At 56.7% G+C, this 20,463-nt stretch carries 19 protein-coding genes; 7 read left to right on the top strand and 12 right to left on the bottom strand.

Annotated elements, in window-relative coordinates:
- Positions 1–33: 33 nt before the first annotated feature.
- The 8 genes from ELQ88_RS34980 to ELQ88_RS22740 all read right to left on the bottom strand — a co-directional run bounded on the left by ELQ88_RS34980 (position 34) and on the right by ELQ88_RS22740 (position 8,191).
- Positions 34–156: a hypothetical protein gene (locus tag ELQ88_RS34980; protein WP_267464308.1), complete on the bottom strand. Its 123-nt coding sequence runs from the start codon at positions 154–156 to the stop codon at positions 34–36.
- Positions 157–247: 91 nt separating this feature from the next.
- On the bottom strand, positions 248–505 hold the full coding sequence (locus ELQ88_RS35065; protein WP_346342809.1) for a DUF2986 domain-containing protein: 258 nt from the start codon (positions 503–505) through the stop codon (positions 248–250).
- Between the two features lie 90 nt (positions 506–595).
- Positions 596–1,837 (bottom strand): OprD family porin, encoded by a 1,242-nt coding sequence (locus tag ELQ88_RS22765; RefSeq protein WP_128871856.1) that lies wholly within the window; start codon positions 1,835–1,837, stop codon positions 596–598.
- Positions 1,838–1,991: 154 nt separating this feature from the next.
- Entirely contained in the window at positions 1,992–3,731 is a 1,740-nt protein-coding gene (locus ELQ88_RS22760) for a biotin carboxylase N-terminal domain-containing protein (RefSeq protein WP_138967922.1), read from the bottom strand.
- Positions 3,728–5,347, bottom strand: coding sequence for a 5-oxoprolinase/urea amidolyase family protein (locus ELQ88_RS22755; protein ID WP_138967920.1), 1,620 nt, complete (start codon positions 5,345–5,347; stop codon positions 3,728–3,730). Before ELQ88_RS22755 ends, ELQ88_RS22760 begins: the two co-directional genes overlap by 4 nt.
- A gap of 9 nt (positions 5,348–5,356) precedes the next feature.
- Entirely contained in the window at positions 5,357–6,163 is an 807-nt protein-coding gene (locus ELQ88_RS22750) for a putative hydro-lyase (RefSeq protein ID WP_138967918.1), read from the bottom strand.
- Complete coding sequence (locus ELQ88_RS22745) at positions 6,160–6,930, bottom strand: 5-oxoprolinase subunit PxpA (RefSeq protein WP_138967916.1); 771 nt, start codon at positions 6,928–6,930, stop codon at positions 6,160–6,162. Before ELQ88_RS22745 ends, ELQ88_RS22750 begins: the two co-directional genes overlap by 4 nt.
- A 28-nt stretch (positions 6,931–6,958) precedes the next feature.
- Entirely contained in the window at positions 6,959–8,191 is a 1,233-nt protein-coding gene (locus tag ELQ88_RS22740) for an NRAMP family divalent metal transporter (protein ID WP_138969566.1), read from the bottom strand.
- Between the two features lie 269 nt (positions 8,192–8,460).
- Here ELQ88_RS22740 and ELQ88_RS22735 point away from each other — a divergent pair, with 269 nt between their 5' ends.
- Both ELQ88_RS22735 and ELQ88_RS22730 read left to right on the top strand, forming a co-directional pair.
- Positions 8,461–9,126, top strand: coding sequence for a GntR family transcriptional regulator (locus ELQ88_RS22735; RefSeq protein WP_128871892.1), 666 nt, complete (start codon positions 8,461–8,463; stop codon positions 9,124–9,126).
- Between the two features lie 110 nt (positions 9,127–9,236).
- A complete protein-coding gene (locus ELQ88_RS22730; RefSeq protein ID WP_138967914.1) occupies positions 9,237–10,346 on the top strand; it encodes a DUF3616 domain-containing protein in 1,110 nt (369 codons plus the stop codon).
- 187 nt (positions 10,347–10,533) lie between these two features.
- Here the strand turns inward: ELQ88_RS22730 and ELQ88_RS22725 are convergent, their stop codons facing one another.
- Positions 10,534–10,734, bottom strand: a complete 201-nt coding sequence (locus ELQ88_RS22725; protein WP_138967912.1) for a hypothetical protein — start codon at positions 10,732–10,734, stop codon at positions 10,534–10,536.
- A 444-nt stretch (positions 10,735–11,178) separates the two neighbouring features.
- Between ELQ88_RS22725 and ELQ88_RS22720 the strand changes: the two genes are divergently transcribed.
- The 4 genes from ELQ88_RS22720 to ELQ88_RS22705 all read left to right on the top strand — a co-directional run bounded on the left by ELQ88_RS22720 (position 11,179) and on the right by ELQ88_RS22705 (position 14,465).
- Positions 11,179–11,439: a hypothetical protein gene (locus ELQ88_RS22720; RefSeq protein ID WP_138967910.1), complete on the top strand. Its 261-nt coding sequence runs from the start codon at positions 11,179–11,181 to the stop codon at positions 11,437–11,439.
- A 258-nt stretch (positions 11,440–11,697) separates the two neighbouring features.
- Complete coding sequence (locus tag ELQ88_RS22715) at positions 11,698–13,068, top strand: NAD(P)/FAD-dependent oxidoreductase (RefSeq protein ID WP_138967908.1); 1,371 nt, start codon at positions 11,698–11,700, stop codon at positions 13,066–13,068.
- Positions 13,065–14,156: a DMT family transporter gene (locus ELQ88_RS22710; protein WP_138967906.1), complete on the top strand. Its 1,092-nt coding sequence runs from the start codon at positions 13,065–13,067 to the stop codon at positions 14,154–14,156. The genes ELQ88_RS22715 and ELQ88_RS22710 overlap by 4 nt, the downstream gene beginning before the upstream one ends.
- A 15-nt stretch (positions 14,157–14,171) precedes the next feature.
- Positions 14,172–14,465: a hypothetical protein gene (locus tag ELQ88_RS22705; protein WP_128869869.1), complete on the top strand. Its 294-nt coding sequence runs from the start codon at positions 14,172–14,174 to the stop codon at positions 14,463–14,465.
- Between the two features lie 283 nt (positions 14,466–14,748).
- Here the strand turns inward: ELQ88_RS22705 and ELQ88_RS22695 are convergent, their stop codons facing one another.
- Complete coding sequence (locus tag ELQ88_RS22695) at positions 14,749–15,111, bottom strand: DUF6124 family protein (RefSeq protein ID WP_138967904.1); 363 nt, start codon at positions 15,109–15,111, stop codon at positions 14,749–14,751.
- A 1,121-nt stretch (positions 15,112–16,232) separates the two neighbouring features.
- Between ELQ88_RS22695 and ELQ88_RS22685 the strand changes: the two genes are divergently transcribed.
- Entirely contained in the window at positions 16,233–17,618 is a 1,386-nt protein-coding gene (locus ELQ88_RS22685) for a GrpB family protein (protein WP_138967902.1), read from the top strand.
- A 325-nt stretch (positions 17,619–17,943) separates the two neighbouring features.
- On the opposite strand, the gene ELQ88_RS22680 is transcribed toward ELQ88_RS22685, so the two are convergent.
- Together ELQ88_RS22680 and ELQ88_RS22675 are read right to left on the bottom strand one after the other, a co-directional pair.
- Positions 17,944–19,053, bottom strand: a complete 1,110-nt coding sequence (locus ELQ88_RS22680) for an HNH endonuclease signature motif containing protein (protein WP_138967900.1) — start codon at positions 19,051–19,053, stop codon at positions 17,944–17,946.
- 100 nt (positions 19,054–19,153) lie between these two features.
- Positions 19,154–19,990: a hypothetical protein gene (locus ELQ88_RS22675; RefSeq protein ID WP_138967898.1), complete on the bottom strand. Its 837-nt coding sequence runs from the start codon at positions 19,988–19,990 to the stop codon at positions 19,154–19,156.
- Between the last annotated feature and the right edge of the window lie 473 nt (positions 19,991–20,463).

The following is a 20,463-nucleotide window of genomic DNA, read 5'->3' as shown; positions in this document are numbered from 1 at the left end:
CTTCGATTGAAGTGCGGGGCTTTTTTTGATGCTTCACGCAATCCCGGGAAACACTGATAACGCAATACCTGTAGGAGCCAGCTTGCTGGCGATGGACTCAAGTGCGCCGCGTTTAACCAGATCGCACGCGTTATCGTTAACGATCATCGCCAGCAAGGTGGCTCCTGCAAGGGACCGTGCCCAAGCTGGAAAATGCAGTGGCCTCCAAACCAGTGAACGCCCCCCCAAAAAAGGCTCTTCACGTCGCTCAGCTCTCGGCGGAACCGATTGAGTCAGGACTGGATTCTTCAGCAGCCAGTTTCAATCGGTCAGCCTTACTGATGTATTTATCCTTGCTTGGGGGTGCCAATTTGGCACTGGCCTTTTTGGCGTGAGCCTTTAATAGCTGCTTTATTTTTTTACGACGGTTCATGTTTTTCTGCTCAGCTTGTAAATTTTTCAATGATACCAGCTTGAAATACTGAGCCAGATCCCTGTGACGCGCGCTTGGTGCATCACGTTGCAACCAGGCAGCGCCGCCAGGCCTCCGTCTGCCCGTAAGTACCCGGTGGCGGCAGAATCCCCATACCGTAGTTTTCGTTGAAGCCCGTCGGCTTTACCAAATGGCCAATGTGTAACTCAGGATCAGCCGTGTTTCATCCAGGTCATTGCCGAAGTTCGATCGGACCGTGGCATTTCGGACCTTGACCCCAAGATTCTTCAGCGAACCGCTTTGGACCACGTAACCGACATCGGTGTTGCGCTCCCACTCCTTCCCCGAATTGCTGCCCGCTACCTGCGCGTTGTCGCCGTTGACGTAACGGGTCATGAAGGTCAGCCCGGGAATACCCAGCGCGGCGAAGTTGTAGTCATAACGTACCTGCCATGAGTGCTCCTCAGCGTTGGCAAAGTCGTTGATCTGCACGAAGTTCACCAGGTACGGGTCGCTATTGGCGATGTACGGGAACGGGTCATCACCGCTCATTCGCTGATAGGCGGCGGTGAATACGCTGGCGCCCAGGGTGTAGGCCACTTGGCCGTTCGCTGCCCGGTTATCGAGAGGGCGGAAATTACCGTCATCGGTACTTTTCGAATAGCGCAGGTCGAACTTCAGTGACTGTTGCGCGGCGAGGGGGATTTCATAGACTACTCCGCCAAAGTACTGGCGATAGATGTTTTCCAGATTGCCGTAAAACAGGCTTGTGCTGAGAGATTTATTAAAACTGTAGGTGCCACCGGCAAAACGGAAGTCATCACTGACACCGCCGATGCGGTTACCGGTGAAGTCCTGATAGTTTGAAGAACTGTTGAACTTGATTTGCTGCAGTTTGCCCCCTTGCAGGGCCAATTTGTCGATATCTTTTGAGGTCAGCAGTGCACCTTCGAAGGTGGAAGGCAGCAGGCGCGTGTCATTGCTCGACACCACGGGCGAACGGAAAGCCAGGGAGCCGACCTTCAGTTCGGTGGCAGAGACCTTCGCCTTGGCCGTCAGGCCCAGCTTGGCGTACTCGCTTTGCGAACCGCGGCCGTTCTTCGAGCTGAGGTCAGCCGGCAACAGGCCAGTGCCACCGGACCCATCACCGCCGTCAAGCTTGAGGCCGAGCATGCCGATGGCGTCGAGGCCGACGCCAACAGTGCCCGGGGTATAACCCGACTCGAAGCGCAATATCGCACCCTGCGCCCACTCTGCCGCAGCGTCACGTTGTGCCGTGGGCGGGCCGTTACGAAAGTCACGATTGAAGTAGAAGTTGCGCAGTTCCACACTTGCCTTGCTGTCGGCAATAAAGTCGGCAGAGGCTATTGATGGAAAAACCAGCGCGCAGGTTCCCGCAATAGCAAAAGCCTTGTTGATTGACATGCTCTTTATGCTCCAGATAAACGGCAGATTTAATGATCAGGTTTTATTGTTTTTTTTCATGGAAAATCATATCTACAATTTTCTGCGGGCAGCACGCGGCAACCGGGTTGTTAACCGGTTGCGCGTAATGCCTGCAAAAAGAAAAGCGTTTAAATCAATTGAGGGTCTTGATCCGGCCAATCACGGCGCCGGCTTCAAAATAGTCGCCTGCCTGTTTGGCGATCTGCACCTGACCTTCACAGGGTGCAAGGACCGAAGTTTCCATTTTCATGGCTTCTACCACCGCGATCACTTGCCCGGCACTCACCGACTCGCCGTCTTCGACGACCCAGGTATGCAGATTCCCCGCCACGGGCGTCAGTACCGCCTGCGGATCAGTGACCTCGGAGGGGGCCGTGGTGTCGCTGGCGGTGCCCGCTGCATTCAGGCTGACGCCGCGCAGCAGCGCAGCCGGCAGGCCCAGTTCGTGGCGTTTGCCGTCGATCTCGACGAACGTGCGCAGGATGCCAGGATCGGCCGATACGGCAGCACGTGGGGCGAGCGTGATCTGTTCGGCGAAATCGGTCTCGATCCAGCGCGTGTGCACGGCGAATTTATCGGCACCGGTGAAGTCGTCATGGTCCATCACGGCCCGGTGGAACGGCAGGACCGAGGCGATGCCTTCAATGTTGAATTCAGCCAGGGCGCGACGGGCGCGGACGATAGCCTGTTCGCGGGTGGCGCCGGTGACGATCAGTTTGGCCATCATCGAATCGAAGGTGCTCGGCACTCGCGAGCCGCTGATCACGCCGCTGTCCAGACGCACACCCGGGCCAGACGGTGGCAGGAAATCGGTGATCTGACCAGGGGTGGGCAGGAAGCCCTTGCCCGGGTCTTCCGCGTTGATGCGAAACTCGAAGCTGTGGCCACGCGGGGTCGGCGTCTCACTGAAGGACAACGGGAAACCGTCGGCGATCCGCAATTGTTCGATCACCAGATCGACCCCAGTGGTCTCTTCGGTCACCGGGTGCTCGACCTGCAAGCGGGTATTGACCTCGAGGAACGACAGGGTGCCGTCCTGGCTGAGCAGGAACTCCACAGTGCCGGCACCGACGTAACCGGCCTTGGCGCAAATATCCTGAGCGGACTGATGAATACGCTGGCGCTGTTCGTCGCTGATAAAGGGCGCAGGCGCTTCCTCCACCAGCTTCTGGTTGCGCCGCTGCAAGGAGCAGTCACGCGTGCCGACGACGACGACCTTGCCATGTTTGTCGGCGAGGATCTGCGCTTCGATGTGCCGGGGACGGTCGAGGAACTGTTCGACGTAGCATTCGCCACGACCGAAGGCCGCTTGCGCTTCGCGTACGGCGGAGGCGAACAGTTCAGCCACTTCATCCATGCGCCAGGCGACTTTCATCCCGCGTCCGCCGCCGCCAAAGGCCGCCTTGATGGCAATGGGCAGGCCGTGCTGTTCGGCAAAGGCCAGTACTTCGGCGGCACTTTCGACCGGGCCAGGCGTACCGGCCACCAGCGGCGCACCGACCAGGTGGGCAATTTTTCGCGCCTCGACCTTGTCGCCGAGCACGTCGATGGTCTCCGGGTTGGGACCGACCCAGATCAGCCCTGCCTCGATCACCGCCCGGGCGAAGTCGGCCCTTTCAGCCAGAAAACCATAGCCAGGGTGCACGGCATCGGCGCCGCTGCGTTTGGCGACGGCGATAAGTTTGCCGATATCCAGGTAGGTCTCGGCCGGGGTCTGGCCATTGAGTGAGTAGGCTTCGTCGGCTTGGCGCACGTGCAGGGCGTCGATGTCCGCGTCGGCATAGACCGCGACAGACTGCACGCCATAGTCGCGGCAGGCGCGGGCGATGCGGACGGCAATTTCACCACGGTTGGCAATCAGTAATTTTTTCATGGGAATTTTTTCACGTCGGCAGTTGAAGAGGAGGCTTGCGTAAGGGGTTCAATCTCTTGGAAGCCATCCACAGGGTTGAAGCGAATCTGCGCATTGACCGGTATCTGGCCAGCCAGGTCGAGGTGGTAGCTGGCGACTGCGGCGATCACCGGATAACCACCGGTCAACGGGTGATCGGCGAGAAACAGCACCGGTTGGCCGCTGGCCGGAACCTGGATGGCGCCGACGGAAGTGCCTTCGCTGGGCAACTCCTGGTGGTTGCTGCGCTCCAGCGGTGTTTCACCGGCCAGACGAATACCGACGCGGTTGGACTGTGAGGTGACGCGCCAGAGCTGGCTGCTCAAACGCGCGATGGCGTCTTCGGTAAACCAGTCCGTGCGCGGCCCCATGACCACGTCGAGGGTCACGATGTTGGCGGTAGTGGGCAGATCAAAGGCGGGTGCTTCGTTCAGCGATACGCTGGTGCCTGTCGTAAGCGTGGTAAAACCCAGCTGGTCACCGGCCGCGAGAGCAGGGGGGCCGACCTGGGCGAGGGTATCTGTCGACAGACTGCCGAGCACCGGAGCGACCTCAAAGCCGCCGCGAATCGACAAGTAGCTGCGCAACCCTGCCAACGGTGAACCCAGGCTGACCTTGTCACCGGCCTCCAGCTCGATGGGCTGGTAGTTTTCGGCAGACCATTGCAGGCCACTAGCGTTGGTGATGGTGACCGGGGTTTGCGCGCCGGTGACTGCTATTACCGCACGGCCATGACAGATGAAGCTCAGGCCACCGAGTACCGCTTCCACACAGGCCATGTCCGAGGGATTGCCGACTGCGCGGTTGGCCGCCCGCAGGGCGCCGAGGTCCAGCGCGCCGGAACGGGATACGCCTTGGCCGGTCTGGCCGGGACGGCCCATGTCCTGCAAGACGCAGTGCAAGCCGGGGGTGATGATTTGCAGATAGGCACCGCTGGGCGCGCCGGCACTTGCCGGCATCGTGGGGGCGGGCAGGCCGCCCGCCGGGAGCGGGCCGGCATCGGTAAAACGCACTTTATAGCCGGGACGCAGCAGGGCCGATTCAGCGCGGTTCAGGTCCCACATCTGCAATGGCGTGACGCCGATGATCTGCCACCCACCAGGGCTGGCTTGCGGATAAACACCGCTGAATTCCCCCGCCAGGGCCACCGCACCTGCGGGGATGCGGGTGCGCGGAGTTTGGCGGCGAGGCACCTGGAAACCCGCTCCGCCGGTCAGGTAGGCGAAGCCCGGAGCGAATCCGCAGAAGGCCACGCTGTAGTCATGGGCGGTGTGGCGCTGGACCACCTCGGCGCGGCTGATTCCCAGCAGCGTGGCGACCTCGTCGAGGTCTTCACCATTGTAGTGGACGGGAATTTCCACCCGGCGCTGCTCGATCGCGCGGCGCTGGCTCAGGTCCTGGCCAGCGATACGATTGACGAGCGCCTGCCGCGCAATGGCGCTGGGGCGAAATTGGATCAGCAGGGTGCGTGCGGCAGGAATGATTTCTTCCACGCCCGCAATAGGCTCTGCCGTCAGGGCGTCGAACAATGCCAGGGTCTCGTCCAGGTCGTTCAATTCGACGAGCAGGGCGTCCAGGTTGACCGGTAGAAAACGCACAGCAGACTCCTAGACGTGGTACGTGCTGTCAGGCACATCGGTGATGAACATATGGCCGGGCGAATGGGTGATTGCGAAGGGCACGCCCGAGGCCATGACCGCCGCCTGAGGCGTTACTCCGCACGCCCAGAACACCGGGATCTCTCCCGGCTCGATGCGTACGGCGTCGCCGAAGTCGGGCCGAGCCAGGTCCTGGATGCCAAGCAACGCAGGCTCGCCGATGTGCACCGGGGCGCCATGGACCGAGGGGTAGCGCCCGGAGATGCCGCTGGCCTCGGCCACGCGATCGGCGGGGATCGGTCGCATGGACACCACCATGTCACCTTTCAGGCGTCCGGCCGGACGGCAGGCACGGTTGGTCAGGTACATCGGTACGTTGCAGCCATCGGCGATATGCCGCACTTCAATGCCGGCCTCTTGCAGGGCCGTTTCAAAGGTAAAACTGCAGCCGATCAGAAAGGTCACCATGTCGTCGTGTTCGGCCCAGGCTTTGGTGGCGTCGCTGACTTCCTCCACCAGCTTCCCGTCACGCCAGATGCGGTACAGGGGCAGATCAGTGCGCAGATCGGCGCCTTCAGCCAGCAGGGTGCTTGGGCTTCCGGCATCGGTGACGTCAAGGATCGGACACGCTTTCGGGTTGCGTTGGGCATACAGCAGGAAGTCATAGGCCCAGTCACGCGGCAAGGCAATCAGGTTCGCTTGGGTCATGCCCGGTGCGATACCGGCGGTGGGAGTGACCAGACCGCCACGGTAGGCGGCGCGTGCCTCACGGCCAGCGGCGATGGCCAGCTGACGAGCGCGATCAAGGGCGTTCATCGACGACCTCCGGCAAAGGGCTGCAAGGACATGTTGGCCTGTTCCAGCACGCGGCGCAGCTCGCGGGCCATTTCCACCGCTGCCGGGCTGTCGCCATGCACACAGATCGAGTCGGCCTGGATTCTGGTCGTGCTGCCATCGATCGCTTCGATGGTGCCGTCTTCAACGAGGCGCAGCATACGTTGGGCGACGAGCTTGGGATCGTGCAGTACGGCGCCTGGTTCGCGGCGCGAGACGAGGGTGCCCTGCGGCGTATAGGCACGGTCAGCGAACGCTTCGGCGATACACTGCAAACCCTCGTTACGGGCCAGTTCAATCAGGCTTGAGCCGGCCAAGGCCACCAAGATGAGGTTGGCGTCGATCGCGCGGATGGCTGCGATCACGGCCAGCGCCTGACGGCGATCGTGAGCAATGGTGTTGTACAAGGCGCCATGGGGCTTCACATAGCGCACGCAGGTGCCGGCGGCCTTGGCCAGGCCCTGCAGCGCGCCGATCTGGTAGATCACATCGGCCGTCAGCTCATCGCTGGCCACGTCCATGTTGCGTCGGCCAAAGCCCACTTTGTCCGGGTAAGCGACATGGGCACCAATGGTGACGTTTTTGGCCGCTGCCGCTTTCAGTGTCCGCAGGATACCGGCTGGGTCGCCGGCGTGAAAACCGCAGGCGACATTGGCGCTGGTCACGACATCGAGCATCGCGGCATCGTCGCCCATGCTCCAGGCGCCAAAGCTTTCGCCCAAATCGCTATTGATATCTATCGTTGGCATTGACGTGACTCCTGGTTCGTTATCGGGCTTAGGCAATGTTGAGGAAGGCAAAGATCGGCCCGACGGAATTGATTGCCATGTACCAGGTCAGCAGGCAGGTCACGGCGCCCAGCACCAGCAGCCAGCGTGGGTAATGGTAACCGTCCATGAGATCGGACCGGCGCCAGCCGACGTAGATAAAGAGGCTCAGGCCGATGGGCAGGATCAGGCCGTTGAAACCGCCCGCGAACAGCAGCAATGCGGCAGGCGCAGTCCCCATCAGGACAAAGATCAGCAGCGACAGGGCGATGAACACGGTGGTGGCGCGGTTGCGACCCTGCTCGGTGATGTTCGGCTTGAACACGGTGATAAAGGAAATCGAGGTGTAAGCGGCGCCGATCACGCTGGTGATACTGGCGGCCCAGAGGATGAGACCGAAGACGCGCAGGCCGATCTGCCCGGCCGCTGCCTGGAAGGCTTGTGCGGCCGGATTGGCGCCCTGGCCCGAGGTGTCGATGACTACGCCGCTGGCAACAACGCCGAGGATGGCGAGAAACAGGATGTAGCGCATGAGACCGGTGACCAGGATGCCGCTCAGGGCTGCCTTGGTCACTGCCCCGAGGTTTTCGACCCCGGTAGTCCCGCGGTCCAGCAGTTTGTGAGCCCCCGCATAGGTGATGTAACCGCCGACCGTGCCGCCGACAATGGTGGTAATGGTGGCGAAGTTGATCTGGTCCGGAAGTACGGTCTGGTAAAGGGCTTCACCCAGTGGCGGGTTAGAGGCAAAGGCCACGAACAGCGTCATGCCGATCATCACCAGGCCCAGCACGACGATCAGCCGGTCGACGGCCAATCCGGCGCGGTGCGAGAGGAAGATGCCGATGGCCAGCAGGGCGCTCAGACTGCCGCCCCATTTGGCATCAAGCCCCATCAGCGCGTTCAGGCCCAGCCCGGCACCGGCGATGTTGCCGACGTTGAACACCAGCCCGCCGAAGATCACCAGCACCGCTAGCACGTAACCACTGCCTGGAATCGCTTTGTTGGCCAGATCCGAGGCACGCATTCGGGTCAGGGAGACGATACGCCAGACGTTAAGTTGAACCACGAAGTCGATCAGAATCGATGCCAGGATACCGAACGCAAATGCCGCACCCATCTTGGCCGTGAACGTGGCGGTCTGGGTGATGAAGCCAGGGCCGATGGCAGACGTCGCCATCATGAAAATGGCGGCGATCAGGGAAGAGCGTCGCGCCTTTGTAAAATCTTGAGCGGTCTGTGTCACGGCTGTCTGTGTCACGGCATCATTCCTACGGTTGGAGATGGTTTGACTGAGCAATGAGCGTGCCAAGATTCAATCATCGGGCTGGAAGTGTTGATGCATGGCTATTTGATTGTTGAACAATCCATACGTCATGGGTCCACAATGCGCACCAGTTTGTAACCTTATCACTCCTGCGTGTTACTTAATGATGCACACGGCACCCTTGCTCCTTGCCATGCACGTAGCTCTGATGGAACATCAAAATGACTTTTTCTGACTCTGGATCGCATATGAACGACGTTTCACCTGCCCTTCCTCGCTCGCTGGGAGAATCCATTACCCAGAAGGTCCGCAGAATGCTGGTCGAAGGTGAATTGGCTCCGGGCCAGCGGCTGTCGGAAGCGGCCCTGGCCGAAACCCTGCAGATTTCCCGCAACACCTTGAGAGAAGCGTTCCGGGTCCTGACCCGTGAGGGGTTGCTCAAGCATGAGCCCAATCGAGGGGTGACCGTCGCGGAACCGGATATGGCGTCGATCATTGACATCTATCGCGTACGCCGCTTTATCGAATGCAAGGCGATCGCCCAGGGTTACCCGCTGCATCCGGGAACACTGCATATGCGTGAAGCAGTGGAGGTCGGCGTACGAGCGCGTGAAGCCAAGGACTGGAGGGCAGTCGGCACCGCGAACATGATGTTCCACAAGGCGATCGTCGAGTTGGCCGACAGCCCGAGATTGGTGGTGTTCTATGGGCAGATATCGGCCGAACTGCGGTTGGCCTTCGGCCTGCTCAATGATCCCGAATTCCTGCATATGCCTTTCATCGACATGAACGCTTCAATCCTGCGCTGTATCGAAGAAGGGCGACCAGAGGAAGCAACCCAGATGCTCGAAGCCTATCTGGTGCAATCGGAGCGCACCGTTCTGGCAGCCTACGAGCGCAGTAGGAATCGATAGCAGCCGAGGAGCGCTGCGCACTCTTCAGAAACTGAAGTCAAACCGGTACATCGCAGAAAATCTGCTTCTGAAAGACCCGCGCACCACGCCATAAAAACAGGAGACCGCCCATGAGCGACCGAAGCAATGCAGCGATATTGAGCTTTGATCCGGCGTTTGCGTCGTTGCGCGATGGCCTTTCGGTCGCTCAGCAGATTGGTGACACACTGTGGGTGGCCAACGACGAAACCACGAGCCTGGAACGTCTGAACATCCAGGATGCTGCGCCCGGCGACGTCGTAAGGTGCGATGAGCACCAATCGTTTCAGCTCCTGGAGTATCTGGATCTGCCCCTGCCCAAGCAAGATGCCGAGATCGATATCGAGGGCTTGGCCTATGCCCATGACAGTGGTTACCTCTGGGTGGTGGGCTCTCATAGTCTGAAGCGAAAGAACGCCGAGGCCGGCACGCCTGCAAAGAAAAATATCAAGCGCCTGTCGACGGTAGAGGCGGACGGCAATCGCTTTCTGCTGGCCCGCATCCCTGTGGTACAGCAGAACGACGGCTATGCACTCGCCAGGAAGGTCGACGCCGATGGACGTACGGCGGCGCAGCTACGTGGCAGCGAGGTCGGTAACGACCTGACCACGGCAATCGCTGAAGATCCTCAGCTGCGCGACTTCCTGAGTATCCCGGGTAAAGACAACGGCTTCGATATCGAAGGGTTGGCGGTGATCGGCTCGCGCCTTCTGCTGGGGCTGCGTGGCCCGGTCCTTCGCGGCTGGGCTGTGCTGCTGGAGATCGAGCCCGAGCCGAACGACGACTCGACTGACACGCTGGTGCTCAAGAAGATCGGTCCGGATGGCCGCCGCTACCGCAAGCACTTCTTCGCGCTGAATGGCCTGGGCTTTCGTGACCTGTGCACCAGCGGTGACGACCTGCTGATCCTGGCGGGTCCCACCATGGACCTGGACGGTCCGGTAACGATCTTCCGCTGGCGTGGCGGTTTCGCGTCCGACAAGGAAAGCGTGGTCTTTACGGATCAATTGGAGAAGGTGCTGGAGGTGCCTTACGGGCAAGGCAACGATCACGCTGAGGCCCTGTGTCTGTTCGAAACGGGTGAGCAGCCTGGGGAGGTTTTGCTGATCCTCTACGACTCCGCGGCGCAGAGTCGTAAACACGGCGATACGGATGTGGAAGGGGACCTGTTCATCCTGGATCAGTCCCCTGCGCCGTCTTGAATAAGGGTTACACATCGCTGGATGAGCGATGTTTTTTAACTATGGATTTTCAGAAAGTGGACAGCGAACGTCGTCCCTTTCTCGGCGCTTGAGCTGACCGAAACATGGTCAACCGAAGCAAAATTCGGCCCCGCCCCCGACTGAAGTGTTGGCGCTTTTTATACGAAAGGCGTTACTCGACGCGACGTTACCCTCGGTTGTTGGCTCGTGCGATTTCGTCCGCTGTAGGCAGCTTGGGTTTTTCCTTCTCGGCCGCCTTGCCAAGGACGTAAGTCACGCCATTCGCACCGGGTGCAATGGCCAATAATTTCCAACCTTCCTGAACCGCCTTGTTGGCGCCGCTGACCGAATACGCTTCTTTCAAATCTATCGCTTCATGCAATTGCATACCTGGCCCTTTTGTTGGTGCCGTCATGGCCAACCCAGCGTAACGCAATAGCAGGCAGTGGGTTCCGATTGATTCAGTTCGTGGGGGAGCGAGTCTTCAACGCGCTCGCTGGGTTGGTCAACATTGCGGAGAACTATGGGGGGCGGCCTTACGAAGAGGTCGAGTAAGCGGCCGTTAGGGTAGGGGGCTTGATAGTTTGATAGAGCCGCGGCTGCTTCTGTTAGTGGAATGCACACCCGTATCCTGAGGATCGCTTCGCGTCACGTACCGAGGCGCCAATACAGAAGCTGGAAGTCGGCAGGGATACAGCCTGTTGCACCTCGCACTGCTCACGACGTCCAACGCCGACATTGAGGCCACTGCGAAAATCGCTCAGATCTTGTTGGAGGCAGGTTCGCAAGTCGAGGACGCTATGCGTTCGGAGGTGAACTCTATCGAGATACGGTGCCATCCTCTGGAGCAGCAAACGACAATGGCTCGGCCAACTGGGACGCCGATTTCAAAAAAATGCTCAATGCGCTTGTAGGGCATTTAGGCAGTGCCGTGCCCTTGAGTGACCTGGAGCTGGCCGAAGCCCGCACGCTCGCTGCTGCACTAAAAAACGGTACCGATCCTGCCGAAATGGTTATTTTCAGGAAAAAGCCCTCTCCCTACGTCAGGTGTGTTAAGGTTCTGACCGGTTCAAGCATTTCTTCTCCTGTTTGACCGGATCGAACGCTGCCTTCCAGCGTTTTCTCGAGAACCCGCGCTTCATTGGTGGCCTGCCCACCCCCGGCCTTCTGTTTCACCGACAGATGCAGCCTTCATCACATTGCGCCATCGGTTAAGCCGATTTCAGTGCGCATCACCCAGAGCTTGATGGCCCGACCGTTACCGGTACGAGCGTCACTCTTTTCCGCGCTCAGTCGTCGCCAGGGCCAACAAGATCCCGCGTGCGATGAACCGCCTGAAGAAGGAGTCTTTATGACTTTTAGAGTTGCCATTCTTGGCGCCGGCCCTAGCGGCTTGGCACAGTTACGTGCATTTGAAGCCGCTCGTTGCGACGACGCTGAATCCCCCGAGATCGTTTGCTACGAAAAGCAGAGTGACTGGGGCGGCATGTGGAATTACACCTGGCGCACCGGGTTGGATCTGCATGGCGAGCCCGTCCATGGCAGCATGTACCGGTATCTCTGGTCAAACGGCCCCAAGGAATGCCTGGAGTTCGCCAATTACAGCTTCGAAGAACACTTCGGCCGGCCGATTCCCTCCTACCCGCCACGCGCCGTGTTGCGTGACTACATCATCGGCCGCGTCGCCAAAAGCAATGTGCGCCAGCACATCCGCTTCAATACAGCGGTGCATTGGGTTGCCTATGACGAGAGCACCGGCAAGTTCGCGGTCACCGTGCGCGACCTCAAGCAGGACCAACTGATCACCGAAGAATTCGATCACGTCATCGTCGCCACCGGGCACTTTTCGACCCCCAACGCGCCTTACTTCAAAGGCCTGGAGCAGTTTCCCGGTCGCGTATTGCACGCCCATGATTTCCGCGATGCGTGCGAGTTTCAAGGCAAAGATCTGCTGCTGGTTGGCAGCAGTTACTCGGCAGAAGACATCGGCACGCAGTGCCACAAGTACGGCGCCAAATCGGTTACTTTCAGCTATCGCACCAAGCCTATGGGCTTTGATTGGCCGCAATCCTTTGCCGAAGTACCGTTGCTCACCCATGTGGTCGGCAAGACCGCACATTTCAAGGATGGCACCAGCAAAGAGGTCGACGCGATCATCCTGTGCACCGGGTATCGGCATCACTTCCCGTTCCTGCCCAACGAGCTGACGCTGACCACGCGCAACCGGCTGTACCCGGAAGGCTTGTATAAAGGCATCGTGTCTTTGGCCAATCCGAAGCTGATGTTCCTCGGCATGCAGGATCAGTACTACACCTTCAACATGTTCGATGCCCAGGCCTGGTATGCCCGGGACATTATGCTTGGCCGTATCAAGCTGCCAGCAGAACAAGCCATGGCCAGCGACAGCCGTGAATGGGTGGCCCGCGAAGAGAAAGTGGCCGATCCCTTTGAAGCCATCGACTATCAGGCCGCCTACATACTCGACCTGCTTGAGCCAACCGATTACCCGCCTTTCGATGTTCTCGCCGTGGCTGATATCTTCAAGGAGTGGGAGCATCACAAAGCCGCCGATATCCTCGGCTATCGCAACAAAAGCTACCGCTCCACGCTGACCGGCACCCTGGCGCCCGTGCATCACACGCCGTGGATGGATGCGATGGACGATTCACTGGAAGCCTTCCTGCACGACAAGCAATCGAAGCCAGCAACGGCATCTACATGAATCAGCCAAGCCTGAGCCAGGCACGGTCGCGCTTCACCACCAGCAGCATCCGCTGGGGTTTTACGTGGGCATTGTGGTGCGCCGTGCTCTGGGGGGCCTGGTACGTTCCAGGCTCCGCAGTCTGGTTCGAAGCGCCTTATGCAGACCTGAAGTACGACACCAATGCCGAGTTCATGTTGGCGGCAGCCGTGTTGACCACCTTCAACGCCGTTGCCGTGTTGTTCTTCCTGTTCGTTTGGAACGGGGTGCTGGGCAAGTGGGGCGAGTACGTTCGCACCATCAAACAGATGCGTTACATCTCTAAGTGGTTCTTCATCGGCGCCATCTTTGGCGGCCCGATGGCCATCTTCGGCTCGTATCTGGCGATCGGTTATATCGGCGGGGCCTTCGCGGCCATCTCCGCATTGATGTACCCCATCATCGGCGCAACGCTGGCCAGGCTCTGGTACCAGGAGAAAATCACCCGGCGTGCAGCCGTGGGTATTTTTATTATCCTGGCCGGCGGTGTGACGGTGTATGCACCCGGCATCATTGCTGAAATCACCGGCACCGGTGACGCCGGCTGGCTGGGCTATCTAGGCGGTGCAATGGCTGCAATTGGCTGGGGTGTAGAAGGCGCAATCGCCGGTCGCGGGCTCGACGTTGCCGACCCGGATGTAGGCATTACAGTGCGTTTTACCGCCGAAGTGCTGTATTGGGTCGCACTGATTTTGCCGGCCATCTATTTGTTTACCGATCAACCGGTAGTCGAACTGGTGGTCGCCACATTCAATTGGGCGGCCATCGGCTGGCTGACGTTAGCGGGCGTGACTTTCGGGTTCTGCTACGTCTCCTGGTACAAGTCGTTCCCACTGATTGGCGTCGGCCGCGGGCAAGCAATTGCCGCGCTGTATGGTTTGTTTGCGGTGATCTTCCTCGCCGCCTTCACGCTGAAGTTTCCCGAGTGGAACTTCCTGGCTGGTCTGGTGCTGTTTGTGGCGGGCGGGTTTGTGATGTTCACCGAAAGTGATGAGGTGCTCGAAGTCGTGCGCGCCGTATCAACCGACAGCAAAAAACCTGGCACCGCCGTTGATGCTGTTAACTCGTGATGGTTGGAGCAAGCCATGAATAAGCTGCATATGAAGGGCCGCATTCTCCAGTTGATCAACGATCAGCAGGACGTCGGCATCTGGGACTGGCAAATCACCGATGCGCTGATGAGTGAATACGGTATTTGCGGTGCCTACTGGCGCGGCAACACCCGCGTCACCCTGACGGACCTGTTCTCCAGCGGCATCATCGAAAGTGTTGAGGAGACGCTGGATGATCAGGCCTATTTCGGTCCCGGCCGAGTGCTGTTCAAGTTCAGGGTCAGCGACTTTGGTCGCCAACGCATGCGCGACACAGCGCTGGCCTGATGGTTGTTGCCACTTACTATTATCACTAAGGAAGCACTATGTCTGATTTCTGGGGTTTTCCGGGCGCCGACATGCTCGCAGTCGCCGTTATTATTGTGCTTAGCAGCTTTGTGCTGTATCAGGCTCGGACTTTTGTGACGAAGCTGTAATCTGTCTGGTCCTGAAATAGGTTTACACCCGTTTCACCCTAACGCCCGATGCATCGCATCGGGCGTTTTGTATTTCAAAGACAGGTGTGGACGCTCACGGTTGTAGATCGATACCGGACGGGTTTGCTTCTGCCTCAAGTGGGTGGATCGATCTGATCCAGCATCCGGTTCGCGGTGATTTCCGCGAGCATGATGCTGTTGGAAATACCCAGCAGGGCGTGGCGCGATCCGCCGTCCAGATGATCCACCAGGTGATGAACCATCACGTCGACCGAGGCCAGCGTCTCGACCAGATAGACCGCGAGGGTTTCGGTTGTGGCGTGCGGGTCGACGGTGAACAGGGTGCTGGGTGTGCGTGCGGTGGCTTTGATGTCGGCGGTCGAGGGGGCGTGGGGGGGGAGGGCGCTTTCGGCGGCTTCGTTGAGTTTGTTTGAGTCGGGGCTTTCGTAGGGGGATGCCGGATCGGTGTCTGGCGGGTTCGGCGTTACTTTAAACATAAGCTGACTTCCGTGATTGGGTGCCAGCCCTCCTGCTGCTAAACGAGAGGGAGGCAGCTGTACGCAGGTTAGCAGACCGGGGAAGCTAGCAAAGCCGGCGCGCCCAAAGGCGCCCTGCGCACAACCACCATCAAGTGCAGGCATGGGAATGCCTGACTGACAAGAGCTTGTGTACCTTACTTATAACCCCGGGCTGCTAAACCCGATCACTGATGGGCAGTGACGGGAATCAAGTTACCGAGCGGGGCAGAGGCGCACAAGCCGGCGGATTCTGGCGTAACCGTAGGCAACGGCGCAAGGTGTTGTAGCTTTCAGGAAGTGAGCAGTAGGACGATTAAACATGCGCCTTTCGTGGGTGTTTAATTTGCTTGATTGAACATTGCTGCACGGCTGATTTCTGCACTCGGCCAGCGCCATGTGACGAGTATCCGGCGTGCCGGATCGGCCGGCATGACGAATGCAATTATTCAAGGAGTTCTTGTACGCAATGCTCAAGGCGTCTCCCCAAGCGAGGCTGCCCCCCGGCGGACGTGGGGAATGGTTCGGCATAGATAGAGCATGAGACTTCGCTCATGCCGAATAGCGCATTCCAGAGCTTTCGTCTCGCGATTTTTCGGTGTTGACTGTCGGCCCAAAGCCGACGGTGGCGACAGGCAGGAATCGGCCAGAAACGGTCAGTCAAAATGGAAAGTATCTAAATGTGGAATCGTTTATCCGCCGTTGTTGCGCAAACAAGCGTCGACGGATTGGCCGCGCATTATCGCGATATCTCGCTTAGGCGCGCACGCCAAACAACCGGGCACATTCACGATTTCACTGGAAAGAGTTTTCATAGCCGACCTTTAAGGCCGCACTCGATGCGTCCTGGTATTCGTTCAGCATCAATCGCCGCGCCTCGTCTGGGACCCCGGGCAGACCCCGGTTCATTTCCATCGCTAGGCTAGACACCATTAATTCATCATGGCACCCTGCAATCAGGCCCCACTGATATCCATCAAGCATAGAGGTTGAAGTGAAGGCAGTAGTTGATTATTGCGGCGTAAATTCAAAGGCGGAAAGGTCGGTACGCCGCGGGCGAAAAAGCTCACGAAAGTTAATATAGTTCAAACCAAGGTGTTTTCATGAGTATTCCTGAATCAAGTTGCAGTTTCGAATCTGCAACGCAGGTGATCAGTATTTTCGAACATGACCTCGCTTGGAAAGAAACGTTCACTAGAGAGGCCGAAGCTATTCGCGCAATTGCAACACGCGAAAAATTTTTTATCGACCATGTTGGCTCTACAGCTGTCGATGGCCTACCAAGCAAGCCCATAATCGATATATTGGTTTCAGTTCACCATTGGTCGACAGTCGAAAAAATTTTAGAAAAATTAAAAAAAATTGGCTATCGCATGAAGGAGTACGATAAGGAGGCGCCGAGATACTTCCTTACCAAATGCCAACCTGACAACTCGGATGGCTTTCATCTCCACATATGCCGTCCAAATGATCGATGGGGGCAAGACATGCTTGTTTTTCGAGACGAGCTTGCCGCAGATCAAGGCCTAGTAAAAGAATACACTGAGCTAAAGCAAAATCTCGCTAGGGCCCATTGCGATGACCTTGATAAATATACACATAAGAAAACATTTTTTATAAAATCTGTATTACATAAAGTTGAGGGTTCCTTCAGCGTAGACCACTTACTTACTCATCAGCGCAGTGAGCTAGATGAGGCCCAGCGCATTCAGATAAAAATGATATTCACCCAGCTTGCAATCGCTTGGGTTGCAGCATGTTCAGTCTATCTAATTGGCAACAAATATCTTTTACACGCAGCTGGGGCTGGCCTTTTGCTCATGCTCCTTTGGGTACACTTTAGTCAGCGCCAGCAACGACATCGTTCGGCTGGAGATCAGGCCCGTCGGGCCGTCTTACTCATAAGTGGACTTGATAAGGTTCCTCCCGCAGGACAGAAATTACGAATTATTGATGGTTTCGAAATTTCTACATTGGGCCGACCGCGTGCGCGAGAAGAGGATCACTTCGCAAGCAGAGAACCCCCAAGCTATAAGCGCCTATCAGAGCTGATAGAAGAGTCCGCATACTGGACGCGTGATCTGCAACGGTTTAGCGCCAAGATCATGACCATCATATTTACAGTGTTAATGCTGTCCATAATTTGCGCTTGTGGAGTTGCGATTTCATCCCTAATTTCAGAAACTTTAATAGATCTTTCGCGCGCACTAATAGCAGCAGTGGTGTTCTTAATTTCATCGGACATACTAGGGTTGCTTTTAGCATATAGAAATTCCGCCACTACTATTGATGAAATATTCAAGCGCGTAGAGAGCGTAGCTGCGAGAAAGTACACAGAGTCCGACGTGTTGCTTCTTATGGTTGACTATAATGCAGCGATAGAAAAAGCACCTGCCGCCTTACCAGGTGTCTTTCAAATCAGAAATAAAACGCTTGGTCAGCATTGGCGGGCTTACATATCCACAAAACACACTAATACCGAGATCTGAATCGTACCATTTTTTCTGGTCGTGGAATGACTGCTTCTGGCCGATTGCGGCCCTTCGCGAAGGGCCGCTTTGGGTCGGTTGCGCTCGGTCGTGATTATCAAAGTCAGACCTTCTTAGCACATGAAGACCCATGCTCTTTCTAAACGACGAGCCAACAGCCGCACGGTCAGCAGGTAGTAACATCGAGTTGCCTTGCATCGCCTCGCTAGTCGGTGGTCGAGAACCAAGCAACATGTTTTTCTTCCAACCCCAAGGTGTTTGTAGCTGCCAGCGTTCAGATGGGAGTGATTCAAACGTCCTCCTCGACTAGCCCATCTGCGATATATCACTCGTACCTTTTTTGATAACTGATCGCAGGAGTCTTGTCGACGTACTTTGTCGGCTGTGCGATAAGAAGGGGGCTCGCCTTCACCAACACCGATCCATCTTCCAGTTTCTCCACCGTTCGAACCAAGCAATAGATGATGTAACGGTTCGTGCCGCCTATCCGAGCGATAGCGGACATCGACATCAAGAAGATTGGATCAAGAATCCACTCAATGCGATGTTTCTTCCGCGAGTAGAACATCACCACTGCAGGCGTAGATGCGGTTATTGGTAGATCAGGCCCTTTCGCATGGACTCCACCGATGAAGAAGGCATACTTTCCTTCAGCTCCCTTGAGCTGTGTCAACCTCGTTGATACGGCCGCACCTAAGTCAATGAAATCGACTACCTTCGCGATTTCCTGCATCAGCTGCTTATAGTGCTCTGTCTCCTGGTGCGTAATGTAGTCAAAGAGGTATCGACCTCCTGAGAGATTAGTCTGAACGTGCTTTTGATCAAACGAGCCATCCTTCTTCAGGATGCCAGCCGCTTTGAGACTGGCCGTTAGCCCTGTTTGCGGAATTCTCTTGAAAAGTCGGACACAGAGTTCTTCGATACGCTTCACGTTTACGTAGTCAATTGCGTCATCGCTGACTTCGATTTTCTGCGCGGCACGTTGAGCATTTGCCAATTCTACTTGCTTTTCCCAGGAAGTCTTCGCCCTGCGAATCTGATCGTCGGTCAGGCGGAGCGTGAGCCCTCCTTGGTGCGCTAGATCGTGATCAGTCGGACATAGAACGACAAGGTTTTTGTAATTGTTGTCCTGTGTTTTTTCGTACTCAACAATGTGATGAATGATGTAAGCGGGACTCTTCACGCCCTTACATACGCAGCAAACGAAGTTACTGCGCTCAAGCAGCAACTGCACTACGCCTGAGTCTATTGCAGAGCGCCGGACAGCAATAGAGAGAGCTTTCGCCTCGTTCCCAGACAAGCCGTACTTTAACTCCATATCCTTCCGGCTGAGGGCTCGCGCCTTAGAGGCTGTGAGCCCCGCTTGATTTGCTTTCTCGGCCAGGATAGTCGACACACCGTACTGTAGGAATGTTTGTATAGTTCGTTTATTCATTCTCGTGGTAGTCCGAAGGTAGTCGGAGAAACAATTGGTAAAGTGGTGGGCTTTCTTTCATCTCAAGTTAGTGATTGAGTGAATGATTAAATTTACTGCACTACCGGACGATTCTGAATTGCTCTTGCCGCAGCTTGACCTCAATGTCAGGGTCATCACTGAGCGTCTTAGCAATCTCGAATGCATCCAAAATTCCTTTGCTTTGAATTGACGAGGCCTTTTCATGATCGAGTTTATCGAGACAGCCAAAGGTAGCCGCCATGCCACGTGATGACCACTCGATAGTTTTTGAGAAGGCAATCCAGTCCGGATGCGGGTTTGAGAACAGACTAAGGTCGATAAAGCAGTTAGCTCCACCAAGACCTGCGGCAGAGCCTGATTCGTCAGCAAGATAAGCACGAGTTAAGGCAAAATTACCTTGAAGTTCTGGGGTTGAATCGAAGAACTGTCGCGATTTCAGTGCTTCGTTGACCGCTTGCTCTGGTGTTATGGAACCTTCGCGAAGTTTTTCCTTGATCCTTTTTCCTCTGCCTTCGTTCAGGTGTTTTTCAAAGCTTAAGGTTCGCCTAACACGGAATCCAGGGGCAACCACCATACGAGCCCCAGGGTGGCCTAGCTCATTCATGTCAATATTGTTTATATGGTGAAAAAGATCGATGCTTCGATTTAAAAAGTCATATGTCACGCTGTGTGATCGAGGGGAAAGATCGCGGTACGCGATTATTCCATCATTCATTGCAAGAGTCGGAAAATAACGGTTTGCCTTCTCACTTACTGCTTGGTGAAGACGATCAAGGCGATGAATCGCAGAGTTTGCAGATTCATGAGCCGGATTGAAACCGGAGGCACTGATTTGAGAACCGTAGGCAAGGAGGTCAATCCATGCAACGCATGAGACTTCAATCTTTCTCATTGATCCTTTGGAAGTTTTTGCCATTTCTGATTAGCCGTTATTTATAAAAATACAAGTAGACGCCAACTGGTAAGCAACTTCCAGAATGGGCGTAGTGTATGCACTATTTGCTTCTCTCGCTTTCCGTGTCTAGCATGAGATACTCAGCGTTTCGATCAGCGTATAAAGGTGCAGTGCACCAAGGACGGACAGCCTTTTTTGCTAGATCAAGTACGAGACTAAATTCGCCTGAGACATTACTGGATTTGCACGAAGCGTGTCTATACCAAGAGTAGTTGAGGGCTCGTTTTCACGCTTCTCGTCATGCGACAGGAATGAGGCTGCTGAGGTTAAAGCATTTGCATCCGGTATCGCGGTGTGTGGCTGCGTCTTTACCTGTACTCAGAAAACAGGCGCTGTCTAAACTAATGTGGACCGGCTGCTTTTGGCCGGTTGCTGCCTGTCGCACAGGGTTGCAACCGACCTAAAACCGGACGTTCTTGATGGAGTGCGATTCT

The organism is Pseudomonas sp. MPC6, from assembly GCF_006094435.1.
Taxonomy (GTDB): Bacteria; Pseudomonadota; Gammaproteobacteria; order Pseudomonadales; family Pseudomonadaceae; genus Aquipseudomonas.
This window is presented reverse-complemented; position numbering and strand designations above follow the sequence as displayed.